We start from the raw sequence: 19,853 nt of genomic DNA, 5'->3' as shown, positions 1-19,853 counted from the left end.
CGGGTCAGCCCGCCCAGGTCTCGGCGAACGTGACGTCCGCGGAGTCGTCGGCGTTCTTGTAGAACTCCCAGACCGCCACGGTGCCGCTCCCCGTGGCGAACCGGGCGTCCCGCACCGTCGTCGTGGTGCCGTCGGGCAGTCGGAGCACCACGGCGTCGCCCGCGACGACGACGTCGACCGGCCGCGGGGTCCCGTCCTGCGGCAGCGGCAGTCCGTAGTCCGCGCGGGCGAGCTCCTGCACCCGGCCGCCCTCGAGCACCCCGGCGATCCAGCGGTCCGGGGTGAAGACCATGTGCAGGTGCCCGTCCACCCGGTCGACGGTCGGCGCGCCGTTCCACGCGACGAGGGCGGCCGAACCCGAGGTGGCGCCGGGGCCGAACGCGATCCGCGCCCCGATCCGACGGACCGGGGCACCGACGGGCTGCGTGAGGTAGACCGCCGACGCGGCCGCCGGCAGGTTCCCCACGAGCGCTCCCCCGCGCAGCGTGGGCTGCGCGGTGGTGTTCGACAGCAACGTCGTGAACGGCACGCCCTCGTCCCCGGCGGCGGGCAGCGGACCGTCGGGACGGCCCGTCCACCGGGTGCGACGGCGCAGCGGGACGTCGGGGACACCCGTCGTCGGGACCACCTCCGCCGAGCCGCACCCGGCGGCGAGCGCCCCGAGCAGCGCCGCGCCGCCCAGCCCGAGGACGCCCCGCCGGGTCAGGGTCACCGCGCGGCCCGGTGGGCGCCGCCGCCGGCCGGACGCCGCGTGGACCAGGAGACGCTCGCGACCCCCGCCACCGGCCGGGCCTGCAGCCCGACGAGCGTGGGCCGCTCCACGCGGGAGAAGTCGAGCATCGAGCTCGGTCCGCCCCACCCGTCGGCGCCGCCGGCGACCGTCGGGGCCGCATCCGCCCGGACCTCGCCGTCCGCGGTCAGCACGGTGCCGACCAGCCGGGCGCCGACCGCCCGCAGCGCCTCGGCGGCACCGGCGACGGCCTCGGCCGACGTCGAGCCCGCTCGGCAGAGCAGCACCGCCCCGTCGGACCCGGCGGCGAGCACGGCCGCGTCGGCCACCGGGCCGAGCGGCGGCGCGTCGACGAGGACCACGTCGTGGGTGGCGCGGAGGCGGTCGATGACGGCGCCGAGGGCACGGGAGGCGAGCAGGCCCGACGGGTCGGTGGGGACCTCGCCGCTCACCAGCACGTCGATCCCGTCGTGGTGCTGCAGTGCCGACTCGAGCGCGCACCGGCCGCGGAGCACGTCGGTGAGGCCGAGCCGGCCCCGGAGGCCGAGTCGCTCGCCGAGCACCGGGGCCCGCAGGTCGCCCTCGACCACCGCGACCCGGCCGGTCGCCGCGAAGGCGCTCGCGAGGGCCTGCACCAGGCTGGTGCGCCCCTCCCCCGCGACCGCGCTGGTCACGGTGACGACCTGCAGGGCCCCGTCGACGTCGGCGAAGGAGAGGTTCGTCCGCAGGCGGCGGACCGCCTCGGCGTACCCGCCCTCGGCGTCCGGGGTGAAGGTGCCGCGGACGGCAGGAAGACTGCCGAGCGACGGCGCGCCGGTGAGCCCGGCGAGCTCGACCGGACGCCGCAGCGACCGGTCGGTGGCGGCGGCGACCACGGCGGCCGCGACCCCGAGCAGCAGCCCGACGACGGCCCCGACGACGAGGTTGACCGTCCAGCGCGGCGACACCGCCGCCGGGTCCGCCACCGCCGCGTCGACCGTGGCGACGGTGACCGCCGGCGTGCTGCCCGCGACCGTCCCGCCGGGACGCTCGAGCTGGCCGACCACCTGGGAGAACCGGGCGGCGATCGCGTTCGCGAGGTCGGCGGCCAGCGGCGCGGAGTCCTCGGCGACGGTCACCTTCATGACCGTCGAGTCGGTGTCGGTGGTGACCGCGACGTGGTCGGCGAAGTCGGCGGTCGACCCCGGGATCCCGGCCGCGTCCATCACGGGCCGCAGCACGCGCTCCGAGGTGAGGATCTCGGTGTAGGACTTCACGCGCTGCTGGGAGAGCAGCACGCCCTGGTAGGCGTTCTGCGCGCTCGTGTCGTCGACCGCGGAGACGTAGAGGCTCGCCGTGGCGGCGTAGGTGCGGGGCAGGAAGGCCGTGACGCCCGCGGCGACGGCGAGTCCGACCGCGAGGCCGGCGACGACCAGCAGCGCGCGGCGGCGGATCGCGGTGAGCAGGGCGACGAACGTCATGACGGTTCTCCCGGGGCGCCGGAGCGGAGCAGGGTCAGGGGGGACGAGGAGGTGCGCCGGACGACGGCGAGGCCGGCGAGCAGGGCGAGGGGGACGTAGAGGTAGAGGTCGGCGATCTGGTTCTCGACGACGCCGACGACGAGCCAGGCGCCGAACGCGACGACCAGCGCCCGGGCGAGCCCGGCCGCGGCGACCCCGGAGCGGGCGATCGCGGTCCCGTCGGCGAGGGCCCCGACGACGGTCGCGAGGAAGGCGACGAACAGCAGCGCCCCACCGGACGCGGCGAGCTGCAGGTAGATGCTGTGGCCCTCGGCCATCACGTGGAGCCCGATCCCCCGCAGCGGGGAGTGCTCGATGTCGCTGAGGGCCTGGGCGTGGATGCGGGCGCGGATCGCGTCGGACTCTGCGGCGCTCTCCGCGCCGGTGAGCCGCAGCTCCCGCCCGAGCCGGTCGAGCATCGTCGGGAAGAAGGCCAGGAGGAGCGTGCCCGCGCCCAGGGCGACGCCCGCGGCCGGGAGCAGAACCCGGCGGCCGGTGCGCTCGACGACGAGCGCGACGAGCACCGCCCCGAGCGCCACGACGAGGCCGCCGCGGGACCCGGAGACGAACAGCCCGCCGCCCATCACCGCGACCGCACCGGCCCAGAGCAGCCGCTCCCGGCCGTGCGTGGACAGGAGGAACCAGACCGCCACCGGTGCGGCGAGCCCCACCGAGAGCGCCAGGTGGTTCGGCTGCGCGGTGAGGCCCGCCTGCCGGCCGCCCACGTCGACGGCGATGAACATCGCGCTGATCGAGGTCAGCCCCGTCTCGTCGGCGAGCGCCACCGCGGCGTTCACCGCGGCGCCGAGCACCCAGGCCGCGGTGAGTCCGCGGAGCAGCCGACCCCGCCGATCCGCGTCACGCCCGGCGACGGCCAGGCAGACCGCGAGCGGCAGGGCGAGCGCGGGGACGATCCACCGGACCCCGTTGAGCAGGTTCGCGATGCCCGGGCTCGGGATCGCCGCCGCGGTCGCCGCGTCGATCGGCACCCCGAACCGGGCGCTGAGGTAGCCGCGGTCGATCGGGAACAGCACCGAGCAGGCGACGACCAGCAGCAACGCGGTCGGCAGCGGCCACACCCAGGCCGGCACCGCGAGGCGCCGTCCCTGCCCGACCACCGGCAGCGCGAGCGCCACCAGCGCCGACGCGAGGAACAGGTGGCCCAGCGGCAGCCCGAGCGAGATGCCGTTCCAGGTCGCCGTGCCCACCGCGCCGGCGAGCAGCGCGACCCCGAGGTCCCCCACGCCCCGCAGCACGACCACCAGGCCGACCACGACGACGAGCGCGAGCGCCGGGAGCGTCCGCTCGGCCGCCACCAGGTGGGTCGCGTCGAGCACGAGCACGCCCGCCACCACGAGGGCGACGAGCCCACCGAGGACGAGGACCGTCGTGCGGCTCACCCCGGCGCCCCCGCCGCGCCCGCGGCCGCCTGCGGCCCCGGAGCAGGCCCCGCCCCCGACGACGGGGCCTGCTCCGGAGCCGCGCGGCGTCCCGGCCGCGGGGGCCGGGCCCGGCGATGGGCGCCGCGCCGCGTCCATCGTCGGGACGATTCCGTGTGATGGCCCGGGGCCGAGCCCCGCGCCGCTCCCCCGGTCCATGGTCAGGCGATCTCCGAGGTCGTGCGGTGCAGGAACGGCATCGCCGGGTCCAGCGCACGAGCGGGGCGCGCCGGAGCCCCGGCGTACACCTGGTGCTCCGCGGGCAGCGCCTTCGTGACGGTCGACCCCGCCGCGACGATCGACCGCGCCGGGACCACGGCCCCGGGGAGCAGCAGGCAGTGGGTCGCGACCATCGCGTACTCCCCGAGCCGGATCGGCCGGGCGTCCTGGACCATGTTGTCCACGTCCACCGCGTGGGTCTGCACGATCGAGCCGAAGCCCGCGATCGCGGCGTAGTCGCCGAGCTCGACGAGGTCGCAGGCATCGATGAGGTGCAGCGCGGAGATCATCGAGTGGTCGCCCATGACGAGCTCCGGACGACGGCCCTCCAGGCCGGCGAAGTAGCCGGTGGAGCGGCGGACCGAGTTGACCCAGACGAGCATGAGGACGACCGCGCCGGTCCCGAGGACCACCCGCTCGCAGCCGCGCATGACGACGAGGTGGCCGATCCGCGCGCGCTCGCCGAGCACGAGACGGTCGACGTCGATGAACGAGTGGCCGATCGAGGCGGTGGGCGCGAGCTCGTAGCCGAGCAGGCGGGTGTGCACGAACCGGCGCAGGCGCCGCGGCAGCACGACGGCGAGCCCGGCGGCCAGGGTGCGCAGGGGGCGGCGGGTGAGGACGAGGCTCACGCGGCCACCGCCGTCCAGGCCTGGGCCGTCGCGAGGTCCTTGCGGATCGTGAAGCCGAAGATGTTCCCCTGGCGCCGCGCGACGGCGTTGAGCCCGCCGTTGAGCAGGCCGATGACCCGGTCGCGACCGCCGATGGCCGAGCGCATGCTCGACGTCAGGGCCCGGTCGGAGCCGATGAGCCACCGGGAGTGGAACTCGATCGGCACGGCGTTCCCGGGATCGAAACTGGCCACGGTCTTGCGGACCTCGTGACGGGTCCAGCGGTACACGTGGTTCGGCGTGCCGGTGCCGTCCACGCCCCCGGTCGTGCCGCCGCCGTCGGCGACCGCGTCGTGCTCGTAGACCCCGGCGAGGCCGAGCGAGCAGGCCAGCCGCATGAGCGGCGAGTCCTGGTTCTCCACCGCGACCACCGACGAGCGGGCGATGCGGTACATCTCGTGCAGCGCCTGGTGCGGACGGGAGCAGTGGTGCAGCCCGGCGTGCCCGATGACGTGGTCGAAGGACCCGTCGGCGTAGGGCATCGCGTGCGCGTCGGCGTGGCGGCCGGCGGTGAGTCGCGAGGACGGCGAGTCGGGCGCGAGGTTGGAGAAGGTGCAGTTCGTGAGGCCGACCTCGGCGGTCGTCCTCTCGTCGAACTCCCCGGCGAACTGGACGAGGATCGCGTCGTCGGCCGCGATCACGCCGCGGGCGAGCAGGTCGGACAGGATCGCGGCGTAGGTGCCGCCGCCGGCTTCAGCCATGGCTGGTCTCCTGGTAGGTCTCGAGGAGTCGGGTCACCCAGGCGCGGGTGGAGAAGTGCTGCTCGTAGGTCGTCCGGGCGCGGCGGGCCAGGGCCGGCCGGTCGCGCTGCACGTCCTTGAGGGCGACGGCGAGCTCGGCGGCGTCGCGGGCCCGGACGACGGCCCCGGTGCCGTGCCGGGCGATGTCGTCGGCGGCGCCGTTGCCCTCGACCGCGACGACGGGCACGCCGGCGGCCAGGGCCTCGACGTAGGTCAGCGGCGGCCCGGCCTCGGCCCAGAGGCTCGGGACGACGAGGCCGGTGTAGGCGCCGAGCCGCGCCCGGACCTCGTCGTTCCCCATCCCGCCGAGGAACCGGATGTTCGGCCGGTCCCCGTGGCGACCCTGCAGCTCGTCCTGCTGCTCACCGGTCCCGATGAGGTCGAGCGGCAGGTGCGCGGGCCAGGCGTCGAGCAGGGCCGCGACACCCTTCTCCGCGGACAGCCGGCCGACGAACAGCCAGCGGGGGGCGTGGACGTGGTCGGTGTCGTGGTCGGTGTGCCCGAGGTCGGCGACGGCGTTCGGGACGACGACGAGCTTGTCGCGGGACACGCCCGCGGCCAGGTACTCGTCGGCGGCGCGCTGCGAGATGGTGATCAGCCGGTCGGCGCGTGCCACCACGGGGTGCGCGGTGGCGCCGCCGCGGGTGCTCACGGCCAGGGGCAGGGTGGCGAGGCGCGAGCCCTGGAAGCAGCGGTGGGTCACGGCCGCCCGCGGCGTGTGGATGCAGTCCGTGCAGCGCTTCCCGTCGCGCAGCAGCGTCCCGGCGGGGCAGATCGGCCGGAAGTTGTGCAGCGTCGCAACCAGCGGACCCTGCCAGCGGGCGAGCCACCGGGTGCCGAAGTTCGGGAACAGGTTGTGCACGTGGACCACGTCCGGGGCGATCCGGCGGAGCATCTCCGTCGGGTCCGGCCCGAAGCCGGTGGCGACCGTCGCGGCGGCCTCGAGGGGGTAGGTCGCGCGACGACGCCGGAGGTCGTTGTGCTGGGCGACGACGACCACGTCGTGCCCGGCGTCCTGCAGCGCCTGCACCTGGGCGTCGACCACCACGTTCTCCCCGGAGGGGACTTCGGTGTGGTGGTAGCTGTGGACCAGGGCGATCCTCATGCCGGCTCCACCCAGGTGTTCGGGAGCCGTCGCGGCCCGGCGTCGAGGACGCCGATCTCCGTGGCCGTCGGCTCGAGCGGTGCGTGGCCGGGGCGGGCGCGCGCGGCCGCGAGCCCCTCGACCCACCCGACGTAGGCCTGGCGGGCCGCGTCGACGTGCAGGACGTCGTGGGCGAACAGCTGCCCGCGCAGCCCCATGGCCTCGGCGTCGCCCGGCTGCAGGCGGGTGTCGACGACGGCGTCGAGCAGCGCCACCGGCGACCCCGGCTCCACCGTCACCCCGGCCCGGGAGGCGGCGATCTCGGCGCTCGCGGCCGACAGCGCGTTCGTGGCGGCGACGACCGGGCGCCCGGCGGCGAAGTACGAGGTCAGCTTGCTCGGGACGCACATCTCCGCGATCCCGGCCTGCTCGTTGAGGACGAGGACGTCGGCGGCGGCCAGGGCGTCGATGAACCGCTCGGTGGGCAGCGGGTCGAGGAACTGGATGCGGCGGATGCCCTGCGCGAGGGCCCGGAGCCGGTCGCGGCGGCTGCCGTGGCCGAGGAGCACGAAGCGCACCGGCGCGCCGTCCTGGTCGGCCCGACGGGCCGCCTCGACGACGTTCTCCAGCCCCTGCTTCGCGCCCATGTTCCCGGCGTGCAGGGCGATGATCTCGTCGTCGCGCCAGCCCAGTTCGCTGCGGACCGCGGCGAGGTCGGACGGGTGGCGGGGCGCGGTCGGGACGTGGGTCCAGTTGCGGATCGTCGTGATGCGGTCCTCGTCGACGCCGAGGGCGGCGATCGAGGAGCGGAACCGCCCGTGGATCGCGACCACGCCGTCGGCCCGCGCGAGCAGCCGGCGCTCCAGTGCAGCGGCGGCCGCGGCCGTGCGGCCGGAGCCGAGCCGCGTCTCCGCCAGGGCGTGCCCGTAGAGGTCCTGCGGGATGACGCCGAGCGCAGTGCGTCCCGGGCGGCGCAGCGTCGCCGCCGCGGCCACCGAGAGCAGGGCGGGGCTGACCGCGATCACGACGTCGGGGCGGGTCCGCCCGCCCGTGACCACGCGCGTCGCCCGGGCGGCGAAGGCGGCCTCCATCGCGATACGGCCGGGGCCGACCGGGTTGGCCGGCACGGGGTGCGCGACGCGGGTGATGCGGACGTCGCCGTCGCGCTCCTCGACGAGGCGTCCCCGGTAGGCCGGGTCGACCTGCCAGTGGGGGTAGTGCGGGAGTCCGGTGACGACGTGGACGTCGTGCCCGGCCTCGGCCAGGAACCGGGCGAGGCCGGTCGTGTAGGGCGCGATGCCCGTGGGTTCCGGGGCGTAGTTGAGCCCCAGGATGGAGACCCGTAGCCGCGACTGCGGGGTCATCCGTCACCTCCGTCGATTCGATCCGCCGACTCACGTGCGCTGGATCGCTGGTCCCCGACAGACAGCAACCGTGTGACCCGATCCCTCGACGACGGTGAGTCACCGTCAGTTCGGCATCCGGCCGTGTGGTATCCCCTGTTCGGGGTACCGCACGGCGGAGAAACGTCGATCCGGTGACTCGATGACGCCGAATCGCGGAAAAAGTCGAAGCATCACGGCACGCGACCGAGGCACTACTCCCCGATCGGGTGGCGGGGCCGTTCGCGGCCCGTGGTCGCCCACCCCGCCGTCGGGGTGGCGGCGCCGGGATGCACAGCAGGCAGGGCGGCGGGCCGCCCGACCTGCCTGATGTCACCCTCGCGACGGCAGGTCCCCCTGCGGCGCGCAGCCCCCGCCGCGAGATGTACAGCAGGCAGGCTCTCGGGCCGTTCGACCTGTCTGACGTGACCCTCAGTGTCAGGGTCGGTGGTGCCGCCAGTGGCGGTGGTCGGGATCCTGGTCGTCGGTGCTCTGGCTCTTGATGTGACTGTCTCCGCAGGAGGCCAGCGCGAGCTGTGCCGGGCACCGGCGGCCAGGACCGGCCGGCGTGACTTGATAGGAGCGTGGCAGCGCCCCCACTGAGGTGTGTCCGCCGACCGGCCCGGCCTGTTGTCCCCCGCAGGCTAGGAGCAGGAGACCCCTTCGATGGTCCTGATGGTCGGAGTCGATGTCCACAAGGACACTCACACCGCGGTCGTGGTCGATCAACTCGGCGCCCGCCGCGCGCAGCGTCGGGTGCAGGCCACTGACGCCGGGCACCTGGAGTTGTTGGCCTGGGCCCAGCGCGAGTGCCGGGAACTCGCTGCCGACGGGCAGGAGATCGAGTGGGCGCTCGAGGACTGCCGGCATGTCTCGCTGCGCTTGGAGCGGGCGCTGCTCGCCGCGGGGCAGCGGGTCCGGCGGGTCCCGCCGAAGCTGATGGCCGGTGCCCGGAGCTCGGCACGCCAGTTCGGGAAGTCCGACCCGATCGATGCGACCGCGATCGCCCGGGCCGCGCTGCGCGAGCCGAACCTGCCCGTCGCCGAGCACGACCCCGAGTCCCGCGAGCTCAAGCTGCTGGTCGATCACCGCGAGCACCTGGTCACCGAGCGGACCGCGATGATCTGCCGGCTGCGTTGGCACCTGCACGAACTCGACCCCGAACTCGAGCGCAGCATCCCGGCCCGCGGGCTGGACAAGCCCACCCGTCTGACCGCGCTGGCCGCGCTGCTGCCCGCCGAGCACCCCGGGCTGGTCGGGGAGCTCGCCGCCGAGCTGGTCGGCGACATCCTCAAGCGCACCAGCCGTATCCGGGCGTTAGAGCGTGAGATCGCCCGCCGGGTCGCGGTGCTGGCCCCGCAGCTGCTCGAGCTGCCCGGCTGCGGCCCGCTCTCCGCGGCGAAGCTGATCGCCGAGACCGCCCGACCCGATCGGTTCCGTTCCGAGGCCTGCTTTGCCATGCACGCCGGAACCGCGCCGATCCCCGCCTCCTCCGGGCGCACCAACCGTCACCGGCTGGCCCGCGGCGGCAACCGGCAACTCAACGCCGCCCTGCACCGCATCGCGCTCACCCAGACCCGCCTGGCCGACAGCCTCGGACGCGCCTACTACGACAAGCGACGCGCCCGCGGCGACAACCACAACGAAGCGATGCGGGCCCTCAAACGACGCCTCGCGCGCGTCGTGTTCAACCTGCTCCTGCAGTCCCGGACCGCACCGGACACCGTCGCGGCTTGACACAGGAGCAGCTCGCGACGGCAGGTCGCCCGACACCCCAGAACCGCCGCCACGCCCGGCACGGCGCGACCGGCGCACGAGGGAGGCGCGACGCACGCGCGGGCGGTGGTCGAGGCAGTGCACGGGCACTTCCTGGTGCCGGGAGGTCGGAACGCGCCGCGCCGGTCGCTTGGTCCTCGAGTGGCGTGTCTGGTGCACGACCGGTCGGAAGTTGCTCCGTTCGCCGGTTGATCTCTTCGAACTGGTGTTCGATACTGAGTGCATGGCGATCGACGCGGCGTGGGACCCCTGGACGGGGCCCGAGCCGCTGCCGCCCTGGGAACCCGAGGACCCCGACGAGTCTGCTCGCCGCCCGTTGAGCGACGCCGAGTTCGAGGCGTTGTTCCCGTGGTTGCCCGAGCCGGAGGCCCCGTTCTTCGAGCCCGACGACCCGCAGGACCACGTACCGTGCGCAGGTGCTGACGAGCCGGGGTGGGCGGTCCCGGGGGTCACCGACGCACCCGCTTCCGGCTCGGAGGGCGGCTTGTCCGCCTCCTCGCAGGCGGTGCTGGACGAGGTCGACGCCGCTACCACCGCCTGGCGGTTGGCCGGGGCCCGGCTGTACCGGGCGATCACCTCGCTGCGCGACAGCGACGTCCTGGCCGAGACCAGGTATCAGCGGCTGCCGCGGTTGTTGGAGGACCACGTCCGGCTCGACCCGCAGACCGTCACGAGGCTCGACCGGCACGCCGACGCCCTGCACCCCCACACCACCCCGACCGGCGCGACCACCCCCGCCCAACTCCCCGCCTCCGCCGCCGCCGTGGACGACGGGGTGATCGACGGGGCACACGTCGAGATCATCGCCAAGACCATGGACCGCCTCCGCAACGTCTCAGAGTTGGACGACGGCGTGCTCGCGGTGGCGGAGGAGCAGCTCGCGACGCTGGCCGCGACGCATTCGCCGCGGGCGTTGGCGTCGGCGGCGAAGACGATCGCCGACCGCCTCGACCCCGACGGCGCCGCCCCGAAGGACGACGACCCGACCGGCAACGAGCTGCACCTGACCCGGCGCCGCAACGGTCAGGTCAACGCGAAGCTGGTGCTGCGCGAGCCGGCCGCGGCGGCGTTGTTCACCGACGCCATCCGCGCCGCCACCCCCGCACCTGCCACCGCCGTCACCGCCGACCCCGAGACGGGCCTGCCACCGGTCGCCGACGACGCCGACGGTCGCCGGGTCGGGGTCGACCCGCGGGTCGAGGCCCGGGATTCGAAGCCGAACCGGCAGGCCACCGGACTGCTCGACCTGATCTCCGCCAGCCACCGGGCCGGGCTCGACCACGGCGACGACGAACAGCATCCCGGTAGCCCCACCGCCTCCATGCCGCTGCCGGACCTCGACGACCACGGCGACACCACCGCCTGGCCCACCGAACCCGCAACGGAGCCCGCGAACACCGCCGACCTTGCTGCCGAGTACGAGGACGAGGACCCGGGCAGCGGACACGACGACACCGCCGAGCCCGAGGACGTCGCCCCGGACCACGCCGACACCGCCGACAGCGCCAGCAACGCCGCCGCCGCCGATGAGGAGACGCCAGTGTTCGGCGTCGGCCCGCCCGACGACCAGCCCGGCGGCAAGGCCGACGGCAAGCCCAACGACGAACCGCCGCCGCACAAGCCGTGGAGCCCACCGGACTTCGACGCGATGTCACTACCCGGCCGGGAGCGGGTGACGCTCACCGTCACCCTGGACTACCAGACGTTGCGCCAACAGCTCACCGACGCCAGCGGAGCGTTGGCGCTGCTCGGGGACTCCACCTCAATCGGCCCCGAGACCGCCCGCCGCCTGGCCTGCGACGCCGAGATCATCCCGGTCGTCCTCGGGTCGAAGGGCGAGGTCCTCGACATCGGCCGCAAATCCCGCGCCGCCACCGCCGGGATCCTCCGCGCCGTGACCCTGCGCGACCGGCACTGCGCCTTCCCCGGCTGCCGCCGCAAAGCGCGCACCACCCAGCTCCACCACATCACCCACTGGGCCCACGGCGGACAGACCGAGCCCGACAACCTCGTCTGCCTCTGCCGGTATCACCACGACCTGGTCCACCACGCCGGATGGGACGTCGCCATGATCGACCACCTCCCGTGGTTCACCCCACCGGCCTGGCTCGACCCCACCCGAACACCCCGACACAACCGCCCCTGGACACTCATCCCCCGCGTCTGAGGACGAGCATGGAACGGGCCCGCTCAGTGGGCCCGGAACCCCGTGGTGGACTGCGATCCGTGGACACCGTTCCAGCCGGCGATCCGATCGCCGTCGCAGCCGTCGAGGCGATCCGCGAGGGCCGCGTCCAGGACCTGCAGGCACTGCTCGGCGAGCACCCCTGGCTGGCCACCGCCCGGTTCGGCACCACGAGGGAGTCCCGCACGCTGCTCCACGTCGCGACCGACTGGCCCGGGCACCACCCGCAGGTCGGAGCCACCATTGCCGCGTTGGTCGCGGCCGGCGCCGACGTGGACGCCCGGTTCCGGGGACCCCACGAGGAGACGCCCCTGCACTGGGCCGCGAGCTGCGACGACGTGGAGGCGGCCGACGCGCTCCTCGACGCGGGGGCCGACATCGAGGCTCCGGGCGCGGTCCTGGGTGGCGGTGCGCCGATCGCCGATGCGCGCGGGTTCAAGCAGTGGGCGGTCGCCCGGCGCCTCCTCGAGCGAGGCGCCACGACCACCCTGATCGACGCGGCCACCCTCGGCCTCGACGACCGCGTCGCCGACCTGCTCGCCACCGAACCGGCGCCCTCCGCAGAGGAGATCGACCTGGCGTTGTGGGGCGCCTGCCACGGCGGACGTCGGGGCTGCGCCGAACTGCTCGTCGCCCGGGGGGCCGACGTCAACCGGGTGCCGCCGTGGTCCGACCAGAGCCCCTGGGACGCAGCCACCGCGGAGGGCGCCCACGACCTCGCGCAGTGGCTCCACGAGCGCGGGGCTCGGTCGACACGACCGGACACGCCTGATGGTGCGCAATCCCGCCGCGAAGGGTGAAAGCCGTACGAAAGGCCCGACGGGTGTCATGGAGTCCGTGAGTCGCTCGCACCGAGGCACCGCCCCGCCGGGGGGAGGGGGCGGATGCCCGCGAGGACCGCGGCAGGCGACGGCGGCGGTGCTGGGGACCGCCGCCGTCGTGGTCGCCGGCTGGGTGGCCGCACCGTGGATCGCGATGACCCGACGCGGCACGCTCGACGAACGCCACCTCCGCTCGTGGGCCGACGAGACCGGCCCGGAACCAGAGCCGCCGATCGTCCCGCTACCCCGCCGCCCGCTCGCCCTCGAGCACAGCCGCGCTCGGTAGGAGTTCGTCGAGCTCGGCGGGCGAGTGGACGTGCAGGTCGGGCCGCGTGACGGCCGCCGCCGGGGTCGCCCCGGTCCCCGCCTGCCCGTGCCGCCGCTCCACCCAGCAGGTCCGCAGGCCGAGCGCGTGCGCGGCGCCGATGTCGTGGTACTGGCTCTGCGCGACGTGCAGCACCTCGTCCCGGGCGATGCCGACCCCGGCGAGCTTGTCCAGCGCTGCCTCGAACATGCGCGGGTCGGGCTTGTTCACGCCGACCTCGTCGACGGTCACGGTGTCGTGGAACGGATCCCCCAGCGCCGGACCCCAGGCCGCGACCGCCGCGCGGTCGGCGTTCGTCAGCGCCACGAGCCGGAACCGGTCGCGCCACCGGCCGAGCACCTCCGCGGCGTCGGGGAAGGCCGGCCACGACGCGATCGACTCGCGCAGCGGCGACGGCGACCCGGCCAGCTCCGGGATCCCGAGGTCCGCGGCCAGCCGCTCCCCGATGGGATCGAGCATCGCCGGGAACGGCAGCTCCGGCGTCCGACGTTGCTGCACGTCCTCGGCCGCCCCGAAAGCCGCGAGCACCGACCCGTCGTCGGGAACGGAGGAGAACCCGCGGACGCACCGCAGGATGCCCGCCTCGAAATCGATCAACGTCCCGACGACGTCGAAGGTCAGGGCTCGGATCATGGCCGCCTCCAGCAAGGTATACCGATCGGACTACCCGAGACCTTGACCCACCGGTCGGTATACCGTCAAGTCGTGACCACCCCGGCCGGGCAGCGCATCCTCGACCACGCCTCGGCGCTGTTCTACGAGCACGGGATCACGGCGGTGGGGGTCGCGGGGATCGCGGAGGCGGCCGGCGTCACGAAGAAGACGCTCTACGACCAGTTCGGATCGAAGGCCGCCCTGATCACCGCGTACCTGCAGCGCCGGCACGACCGCTGGTGGGCCGACCTGCAGGAACGCCTCGCGGCGAAGCCCGACGTGGACACGGTCTTCGACACCTACCTCGTCCACCCGCAGTTCGACACCGACCTCGGCTGCGGCTTCCAGCGGGCGGCCGCCGAGCTCCCCCGCGACCATCCCGGATTCGCCGTGATCCGGGCGCACAAGCAGGCGGTCCGCGACGTGCTCCAGCAGCTGACCGACGACCCGGACCGCGTCGAGTACCTCTTCCTCCTCCTCGAGGGTGCCGTCGCCCGGCGTGCGGTCGAGGGCACGCCGGACGCCCTCGAGCGCGCCCGGTCCCTCGCCGGGCACTGAGAGCGCTACGTCCACCGACAGTTGACGGAGCGCCTGGCGTCAACCTACGGTGGACGCATGACCTCACCACCGCACGTCCGCCTCGACGACCTCATCCGCTCCATCACCACAGTGCACGAGCAACCGCTCGACCAGCTCTCCGACGCCGTCCTCGCCGCCGAGCACCTGGGCGAGGTGGCCGACCACCTCATCGGTCACTTCGTCGACCAGGCCCGCCGCTCGGGGGCGTCGTGGACCGAGATCGGCCGGAGCATGGGCGTCACCAAGCAGGCCGCGCAGAAACGGTTCGTGCCGAAGGGCGGGTCGAACGACCTCGACCCCGAGGAGGGGTTCAAGCGCTTCACGCCCCGCGCGCGGTCGGTCGTGGTGGCCTCGCAGGAGGAGGCCCGGTCGGCCCGCAGCCCCGAGATCACGCCCGGCCACCTGACGCTCGGGCTGCTCAGCCAGCCGGAGGGCCTCGGCGCCCGCGCGATCGCCGCCCAGGGGGTGACCCCGGAGGCGCTGCGCCGGAGGATCGTCGCCACGCTCCCCGAACCGGTCGAGGAGCCGCCCGCCCTCATCCCGTTCGACGCCGCCGCGAAGAAGGTCCTCGAGCTGACCTTCCGGCAGGCCCTGCGGCTCGGGCACAACTACGTGGGGACCGAGCACCTCCTGCTCGCCCTGCTCGAGGACGAGGACGGCACGGGTGTGCTCACCGGGCTCGGCCTCGACAAGGAGCGGGTCGAGGCGGAGGTGGCCCGGCTCCTGGCCACCGCGACCGGTAGCCAGGAGCTGTAGCACCCGACGTCAGGAATGGGCGTCCCCGACCGCGAGCTCACCGCCGGCGGTGACGTCCGCGTAGACCCCGGCACACGCCCACCGCCCCGCGACCTCCTTCTTCTCGATGTCGACGCGGTTGTGCTTCGCCACCGTGCGCAACGTGTCGCGGTCCTCGGGCAGGTCCTCCTGCGCGAGGGTCGTCATGACGCACCGCATCGTCTGGAAGGTGTACGACACCCGCACGTCGTCGCCGAACGACATCTCTCGCCCGACCCAGTCGTTCTCGACGAACCCGGGCTCGGTGTCGTCGAGCACCACGTTGGGCCGGTAGCGGCGCGGGTCGAAGCGGCTGTCCGGGGCGAGCTCGCCGAGGCGCGCGAGGGTCGAGTGCGTGATCACGTGCAGGGCCGCGAGGTCGTAGAAGCGGCCGGGCGGCGCGAAGGCGGCGACGTCGAAGCGGCTGATCGCCTCGCCGGTGTCCTCCTGCCGCGCGATCGTCGCGTCGATGATGTGCTGCGGGGCGAGGTCGTCGATCTCCGGCCAGAGCTCCTCGAAGCCCGCACCGTCGGGCGGGGTCGTGATCAGCGAGACGTCGCGGCCGAGCACGCTCGACAGGGCCTGGTTGACGTCGGGATCGTCGCTGCGGCGGGTCGAGCCGTCGGGGAAGGTGATGACGACGGGCGGGGCCGGCTCCCCCGCCACCGGCTCGCCCGCGAAGGCGGCGGAGAAGCGGAGCAGCTGGTCCCACCGCTTCGGCACCTTGGCGCTCGCGACGATGCCCGTCTGCACGTCGAGCAACGCGTAGGCGCGGTCGCCCACCACACCGCGCTCGTCGAGGGTGGCGCGCGAGAGCGCCTCGCCCTGCATCGATTTGACCGGGTAGCGGTAGATCGCGGCGATCGTCATGCGCGACGTCGTACCCGGTCGGATCTATCGGACGAACCGAACCGACCGGAGGGGTCCGGACGGCGGGCGCCCGAACAGCGCACATCGCATCGCGATGTCGGCCGAGAAGACGGCGGCAACACCCGTCCCGCACCGCAGCTGCGGAACGACTCGGACGGGACGTCCGGGGAAGTTGGTCCGTTCGAGCCCATCGGGCCGTCGGGATCGTGCGTCGAATTCGACTGCGTCGCGGCCGCCCGGGGGTCTTAGGGTCGCGGACATGGCTGACGTTCCCGCCGATCTGCAGGCCGCCGTCGACGCGGTGCTCCCCGACGCCCGACGCGACCTCGACGGTCTCGTCCGGATCCCCAGCATCTGGGCCGACCCCGCGCACCGGGAGGACACCCGTCGCAGTGCCGACGCGGTCGCGACCCTCGCCCGCGAGGCCGGTGCCGCGTCGGTCTCGGTGCTCAGCGCCGAGGGCGGCGCACCCGCCGTCGTGGCGCACTGGCCTGCGCCCGAGGGGCAGCCGACGGTGATGCTCTACGCCCACCACGACGTCCAGCCCACCGGCGGCGACGAGCTCTGGACCAGCGCGCCCTTCGAGCCCACCGAGCGCGACGGCCGGCTCTACGGCCGCGGTGCCGCCGACGACAAGGCCGGCGTGATGACCCACCTCGCCACGCTGCGGGCCTACGACGGCCGCCCGCCGGTGGGGGTGACGCTGTTCGTGGAGGGCGAGGAGGAGTCGGGCTCGCCGACGCTGTCCGCGCTGCTCGCCGAGCACCACGACGACCTCGCCGCCGACGTCATCGTCATCGCCGACGCCGGCAACCCCGCCGTCGACGTCCCCGCCCTGACCACCTCGCTGCGCGGCCTGACCAACATCGTCGTCGAGGTGTCGATGCTCGAGCGCGCGGTGCACTCGGGGGTCTACGGCGGACCGGCCGGCGACGCGCTCACCGCGCTGTGCCGCCTGCTCGCGACCCTGCACGACGACAAGGGCTCGGTGGCCGTCCCGGGGCTGGTCCGGGGGTCCTCCGAGGTGCCCGGCATGTCGGAGGAGCAGTTCCGCGGCGACGCGGGCGTCCTCGAGTGCGTGGACCTGCTCGGCACCGGGTCGGTCGAGGAGCGGATCGCCCAGCAGCCCGCGATCGCGGTGCTCGGCATCGACGCCCCCGCCGTCGAGGGCGCCGCCAACATCCTCGTGCACCGGGCGCGGGCGATGATCAGCGTGCGCCTGGCCCCCGGCGACTCCACGGAGTCGGCGTTCGAGGCGGTGCGGGAGCACCTCGCGCGGAACGCTCCCTGGGGCGTAGGCCTCGAGGTGTCGCTGCACGCGTCCGGTGAACCGTTCGCGCTGTCGCCGGAGGGCTCGGTCTACGACCTCGCCCGCGAGGCCCTGTCCGCGGCCTTCGGGTCGGAGACGGTCGAGATGGGGATGGGCGGCACGATCCCCTTCATCGCCGAGTTCGCCCGCACCTTCCCGGGCGCGACGGTGCTGGTCACGGGCGTCGGCGACCCGGCCTCCCGCTGGCACGGCATCGACGAGAGCCTGCACCTCGCGATGTTCCGGCGCTGCGTCCTCGCCGAGACGCTGCTCCTGCGCTCGCTGGCCCGGTAGCTCCCTTCCCGACGGCGGGTCGGCGCGGGTCGCCCCGCCCGGCTCACCGGTCCGGGCCGCCGTGCCCGGCTCACCGGTCCGGACCGTCGTGCCTGCTCGCCGCCGAGATCTCGTCGCGCCATGCGACGTGCTCGCTCATCGACCACTTCGCACGGCTGGACAGGATCTTGCTCTCGGACACCGACCTCCGGGTGATCGACATCGTCCGGTCGAGTGACCTCACGGCGTGTCGCGCGTTGCACCCGGTGAGGGCGGGAGGCCGCGATGTCCGAACAGAGCACGGTGACCGGGCGACACGCGCGTCCGGAACCCACCGACACGCCGTCGACGACCGGCCGCCACTCCGCGCCGGAGGCCGACGAGACGCCCACCGGCAACGACGTCCCGGTTCGTCCGCCGACGCGGCCGTTCGAGGCCACGGCGCCGCCCGTCCGCACGCACCACCGCCGGCCGCGACCACGGGCGAAGCTCCTGATCGTGGGCGCAGTGGCGGCGGTCGGCCTCGCGGCGGTCGTCGGCATGGGTGCGGCCCTGACCGGCGACCCGACGCCGGCCCCCGCCGCCGTGACCGCCACACCCCCGTCGGGCACGCCCACCTCCGTCACTCCCCCGGTCGCGGCACCGCCCGTGATCCCCACCAGCAGGAACGGCACCCGGTCCGCGTCCCCGGCGGCCTCCACCTCGACCCGCCGCTCGACCACGGCCCGCAGCACGACCACGACGACCACCCTCCCCGGCTAGGACGGCCAGGTCGCCCGGCGGCGCGTGTCGCGCGGTGTCCGGGAACGGCTCGACGGCCGCCGGCACGCTCACCGCACCGCACGCCCGGCCCGCCGCGACCCACCGTCCGCACCGAGACGGTCCCCGGACCCGGTCCCTAGCCTCGCCGCCAGCTCCCCAGCTCCCGGCCCGAGGACCACCATGCTCAAGGGATTCAAGGACTTCCTGCTCCGCGGGAACGTCATCGACCTCTCGGTGGCGGTCGTCATCGGTGCCGCCTTCACGGCGGTCGTCAACGCCTTCACCGACTCGTTCCTCAAGCCGCTCATCCAGCTGCTCTCCCCCGGCGGCGACCAGTTCCGCGGCACGGTCCGCGTGAGCGGCGTCGCCTTCGACTACGCCGACTTCATCAACCAGGCGATCACGTTCCTCATCACCGCCGGCGTCGTCTACTTCCTCGTCGTCGCCCCGATGAAGGCGCTGCAGAGCCGGCGCCTGCGCGGCGAGGAGGCGGGTCCGGCACAGCCGACGGACGTCGAGCTGCTCACCCAGATCCGCGATCTCCTCGAGGACCAGGCCACCCGAGGCGTTCCCGACGACAGGCGTGGTCCGGCGCCCGTCCCGGCTCCCGAGCGAGCGCCGGCACCGGCGCCGATGCGGCCGTCGATGCCGCCGGCCCCGCCCGTGTCGCCGCCCGTGTCGCCGCCCCCGACGAGCGTGCCGCGGCGCGGCCACGACGCCGAGACCGCACCGGCCCACGCCGCGGCGCCACCCGCACACGCCTCGTACGCGGCACCGGCCGGCCGACCGACCCCGCCGCATCCGTTCCCCGCCGACACGCCGCCGCGCCACAGCCGGGCGGGCGTGCGCTAACGGTCCCGGCGCCGCCGGGCCGACCACCACAGCCACACCGCGACCAGTACGAGCGCGACCGACAGCAGGTCGGCCGTGGTGATCGCGTGCGTCTCGGAGAGCACGAGCAGCTTCGGTCCCTCGACGGGCTGGTTCAGCGGGAGCCACACGATGGCGAGCCCGACCAGGACGAGCGCGGTGATCCGCCGACGAGGCACCCGGGGAGCCTAGGACGCCCGGTCGAGCACCGACCGGATCGCCGCCGCGACCACCCCGGGCGCCTCGAACACCGGCGTGTGACCGCACTCGGCCCAGAAGAGCTCGGCGTCGGGGAGGAGTGCCGCCAGTTCCTCCGCCTCGGCCGCCGACCGCGCGCGGTCGTGCACGCCGTGGACCACCGCGGCGGGGCAGGCGATCGTCGGGAGGACGTCGGTCAGGTCGAGGTCCCGTTGACTGCGCAGCACCTCGACGCCGGCCGCCGACGGCACCGCCTCGGCGTAGGCGAGCAGGTCGGCGTGCACGTCGGCGGGCGGCGGCGTCGCGAACGACCGGTCGAGCACCGCCGACAGCGCCTCGCGCCCCCACTGCGCGGCGAAGCGGTCGATGATCGCGTCGACGTCGCCGTGGCGCCGCATGTGCGCCCCGGTGTCGACCAGGACGAGCCCCACCACGAGGTCGGGGTGGGCCGCGGCGAGCGTCGTGGCGATCGCGCCCCCCGTCGAGTGCCCGACCAGCACCACCGGTGCCGTCAGCTCCCGCGCCACCCGTTCGGCGACGGCGGGGACGGTCCACGGACCGGGGGCGGTCATCCACGACACCGCGCGCACCCCCGGCACGAGCGCCGCCACGGGGTCGAACACCGCCGGCGAGCAGACCGTCCCGGGGATGCCCACCACGTCCGTCACGCGTCCATCCTCCCGACGGCGGGTC

The 19,853-nt window shown here is 74.6% G+C and carries 18 protein-coding genes and 1 pseudogene; 8 read left to right on the top strand and 11 right to left on the bottom strand.

The features are described 5' to 3' along the window. Positions 1–4 precede the first annotated feature (4 nt). From BJ983_RS03890 to BJ983_RS03860, 7 genes are all read right to left on the bottom strand, one after another. Positions 5–712 (bottom strand): hypothetical protein, encoded by a 708-nt coding sequence (locus BJ983_RS03890; protein WP_179792604.1) that lies wholly within the window; start codon positions 710–712, stop codon positions 5–7. Further along, a complete protein-coding gene (locus BJ983_RS03885; RefSeq protein ID WP_179792603.1) occupies positions 709–2,190 on the bottom strand; it encodes a tyrosine-protein kinase domain-containing protein in 1,482 nt (493 codons plus the stop codon). Before BJ983_RS03885 ends, BJ983_RS03890 begins: the two co-directional genes overlap by 4 nt. Then, entirely contained in the window at positions 2,187–3,767 is a 1,581-nt protein-coding gene (locus BJ983_RS03880; RefSeq protein WP_179792602.1) for an O-antigen ligase family protein, read from the bottom strand. Before BJ983_RS03880 ends, BJ983_RS03885 begins: the two co-directional genes overlap by 4 nt. Before the next feature lie 62 nt (positions 3,768–3,829). Next, the gene (locus tag BJ983_RS30425; RefSeq protein WP_179792601.1) at positions 3,830–4,519 is read right to left on the bottom strand and encodes an acyltransferase; all 690 of its coding nucleotides are present in this window, start codon (positions 4,517–4,519) and stop codon (positions 3,830–3,832) included. Continuing rightward, positions 4,516–5,259 (bottom strand): methyltransferase domain-containing protein, encoded by a 744-nt coding sequence (locus BJ983_RS30420; protein ID WP_179792600.1) that lies wholly within the window; start codon positions 5,257–5,259, stop codon positions 4,516–4,518. Before BJ983_RS30420 ends, BJ983_RS30425 begins: the two co-directional genes overlap by 4 nt. Next, a complete protein-coding gene (locus tag BJ983_RS03865; RefSeq protein WP_179792599.1) occupies positions 5,252–6,403 on the bottom strand; it encodes a glycosyltransferase family 4 protein in 1,152 nt (383 codons plus the stop codon). Before BJ983_RS03865 ends, BJ983_RS30420 begins: the two co-directional genes overlap by 8 nt. After that, positions 6,400–7,746 (bottom strand): glycosyltransferase, encoded by a 1,347-nt coding sequence (locus BJ983_RS03860; RefSeq protein ID WP_179792598.1) that lies wholly within the window; start codon positions 7,744–7,746, stop codon positions 6,400–6,402. The genes BJ983_RS03865 and BJ983_RS03860 overlap by 4 nt, the downstream gene beginning before the upstream one ends. A gap of 693 nt (positions 7,747–8,439) precedes the next feature. Here BJ983_RS03860 and BJ983_RS03855 point away from each other — a divergent pair. From BJ983_RS03855 to BJ983_RS03845, 3 genes are all read left to right on the top strand, one after another. After that, complete coding sequence (locus tag BJ983_RS03855) at positions 8,440–9,501, top strand: IS110 family RNA-guided transposase (RefSeq protein WP_246325513.1); 1,062 nt, start codon at positions 8,440–8,442, stop codon at positions 9,499–9,501. Positions 9,502–9,763: 262 nt separating this feature from the next. Continuing rightward, on the top strand, positions 9,764–11,707 hold the full coding sequence (locus BJ983_RS03850) for an HNH endonuclease signature motif containing protein (RefSeq protein WP_179792597.1): 1,944 nt from the start codon (positions 9,764–9,766) through the stop codon (positions 11,705–11,707). A 59-nt stretch (positions 11,708–11,766) separates the two neighbouring features. After that, positions 11,767–12,525 (top strand): ankyrin repeat domain-containing protein, encoded by a 759-nt coding sequence (locus tag BJ983_RS03845; protein ID WP_343053697.1) that lies wholly within the window; start codon positions 11,767–11,769, stop codon positions 12,523–12,525. 262 nt (positions 12,526–12,787) lie between these two features. Here the strand turns inward: BJ983_RS03845 and BJ983_RS03840 are convergent, their stop codons facing one another. Next, positions 12,788–13,504, bottom strand: a complete 717-nt coding sequence (locus BJ983_RS03840) for an HAD-IA family hydrolase (protein ID WP_179792595.1) — start codon at positions 13,502–13,504, stop codon at positions 12,788–12,790. A 72-nt stretch (positions 13,505–13,576) separates the two neighbouring features. Between BJ983_RS03840 and BJ983_RS03835 the strand changes: the two genes are divergently transcribed. Beyond that, complete coding sequence (locus BJ983_RS03835) at positions 13,577–14,083, top strand: TetR family transcriptional regulator (protein WP_179792594.1); 507 nt, start codon at positions 13,577–13,579, stop codon at positions 14,081–14,083. Between the two features lie 57 nt (positions 14,084–14,140). Next, entirely contained in the window at positions 14,141–14,860 is a 720-nt protein-coding gene (locus BJ983_RS03830; protein WP_179792593.1) for a Clp protease N-terminal domain-containing protein, read from the top strand. A gap of 9 nt (positions 14,861–14,869) precedes the next feature. Here the strand turns inward: BJ983_RS03830 and BJ983_RS03825 are convergent, their stop codons facing one another. Then, positions 14,870–15,748 (bottom strand): MOSC domain-containing protein, encoded by an 879-nt coding sequence (locus BJ983_RS03825; RefSeq protein ID WP_179792592.1) that lies wholly within the window; start codon positions 15,746–15,748, stop codon positions 14,870–14,872. A 259-nt stretch (positions 15,749–16,007) separates the two neighbouring features. Between BJ983_RS03825 and BJ983_RS03820 the strand changes: the two genes are divergently transcribed. From BJ983_RS03820 to mscL, 3 genes and pseudogenes are all read left to right on the top strand, one after another. After that, a complete protein-coding gene (locus tag BJ983_RS03820) occupies positions 16,008–17,351 on the top strand; it encodes a dipeptidase (protein ID WP_179792591.1) in 1,344 nt (447 codons plus the stop codon). Positions 17,352–17,615: 264 nt separating this feature from the next. Next, the gene (locus BJ983_RS03815) at positions 17,616–18,092 is read left to right on the top strand and encodes a hypothetical protein (RefSeq protein WP_179792590.1); all 477 of its coding nucleotides are present in this window, start codon (positions 17,616–17,618) and stop codon (positions 18,090–18,092) included. Between the two features lie 180 nt (positions 18,093–18,272). Continuing rightward, a pseudogene (gene mscL / locus BJ983_RS03810) lies at positions 18,273–18,650 on the top strand (large conductance mechanosensitive channel protein MscL); the annotation flags it as partial. 290 nt (positions 18,651–18,940) lie between these two features. On the opposite strand, the gene BJ983_RS03805 reads toward mscL, so the two are convergent. Continuing rightward, positions 18,941–19,141, bottom strand: coding sequence for a hypothetical protein (locus BJ983_RS03805; protein WP_179792589.1), 201 nt, complete (start codon positions 19,139–19,141; stop codon positions 18,941–18,943). A gap of 9 nt (positions 19,142–19,150) precedes the next feature. Beyond that, on the bottom strand, positions 19,151–19,828 hold the full coding sequence (locus tag BJ983_RS03800; protein WP_343053696.1) for an alpha/beta fold hydrolase: 678 nt from the start codon (positions 19,826–19,828) through the stop codon (positions 19,151–19,153). Positions 19,829–19,853 lie beyond the last annotated feature (25 nt).

The sequence above is a fragment of the Actinomycetospora corticicola genome (assembly GCF_013409505.1).
Classification (GTDB): Bacteria; Actinomycetota; Actinomycetes; order Mycobacteriales; family Pseudonocardiaceae; genus Actinomycetospora; species Actinomycetospora corticicola.
Note: the sequence above shows the minus strand (reverse complement) of the source record. Positions and strands in the feature narration are given on the sequence as shown.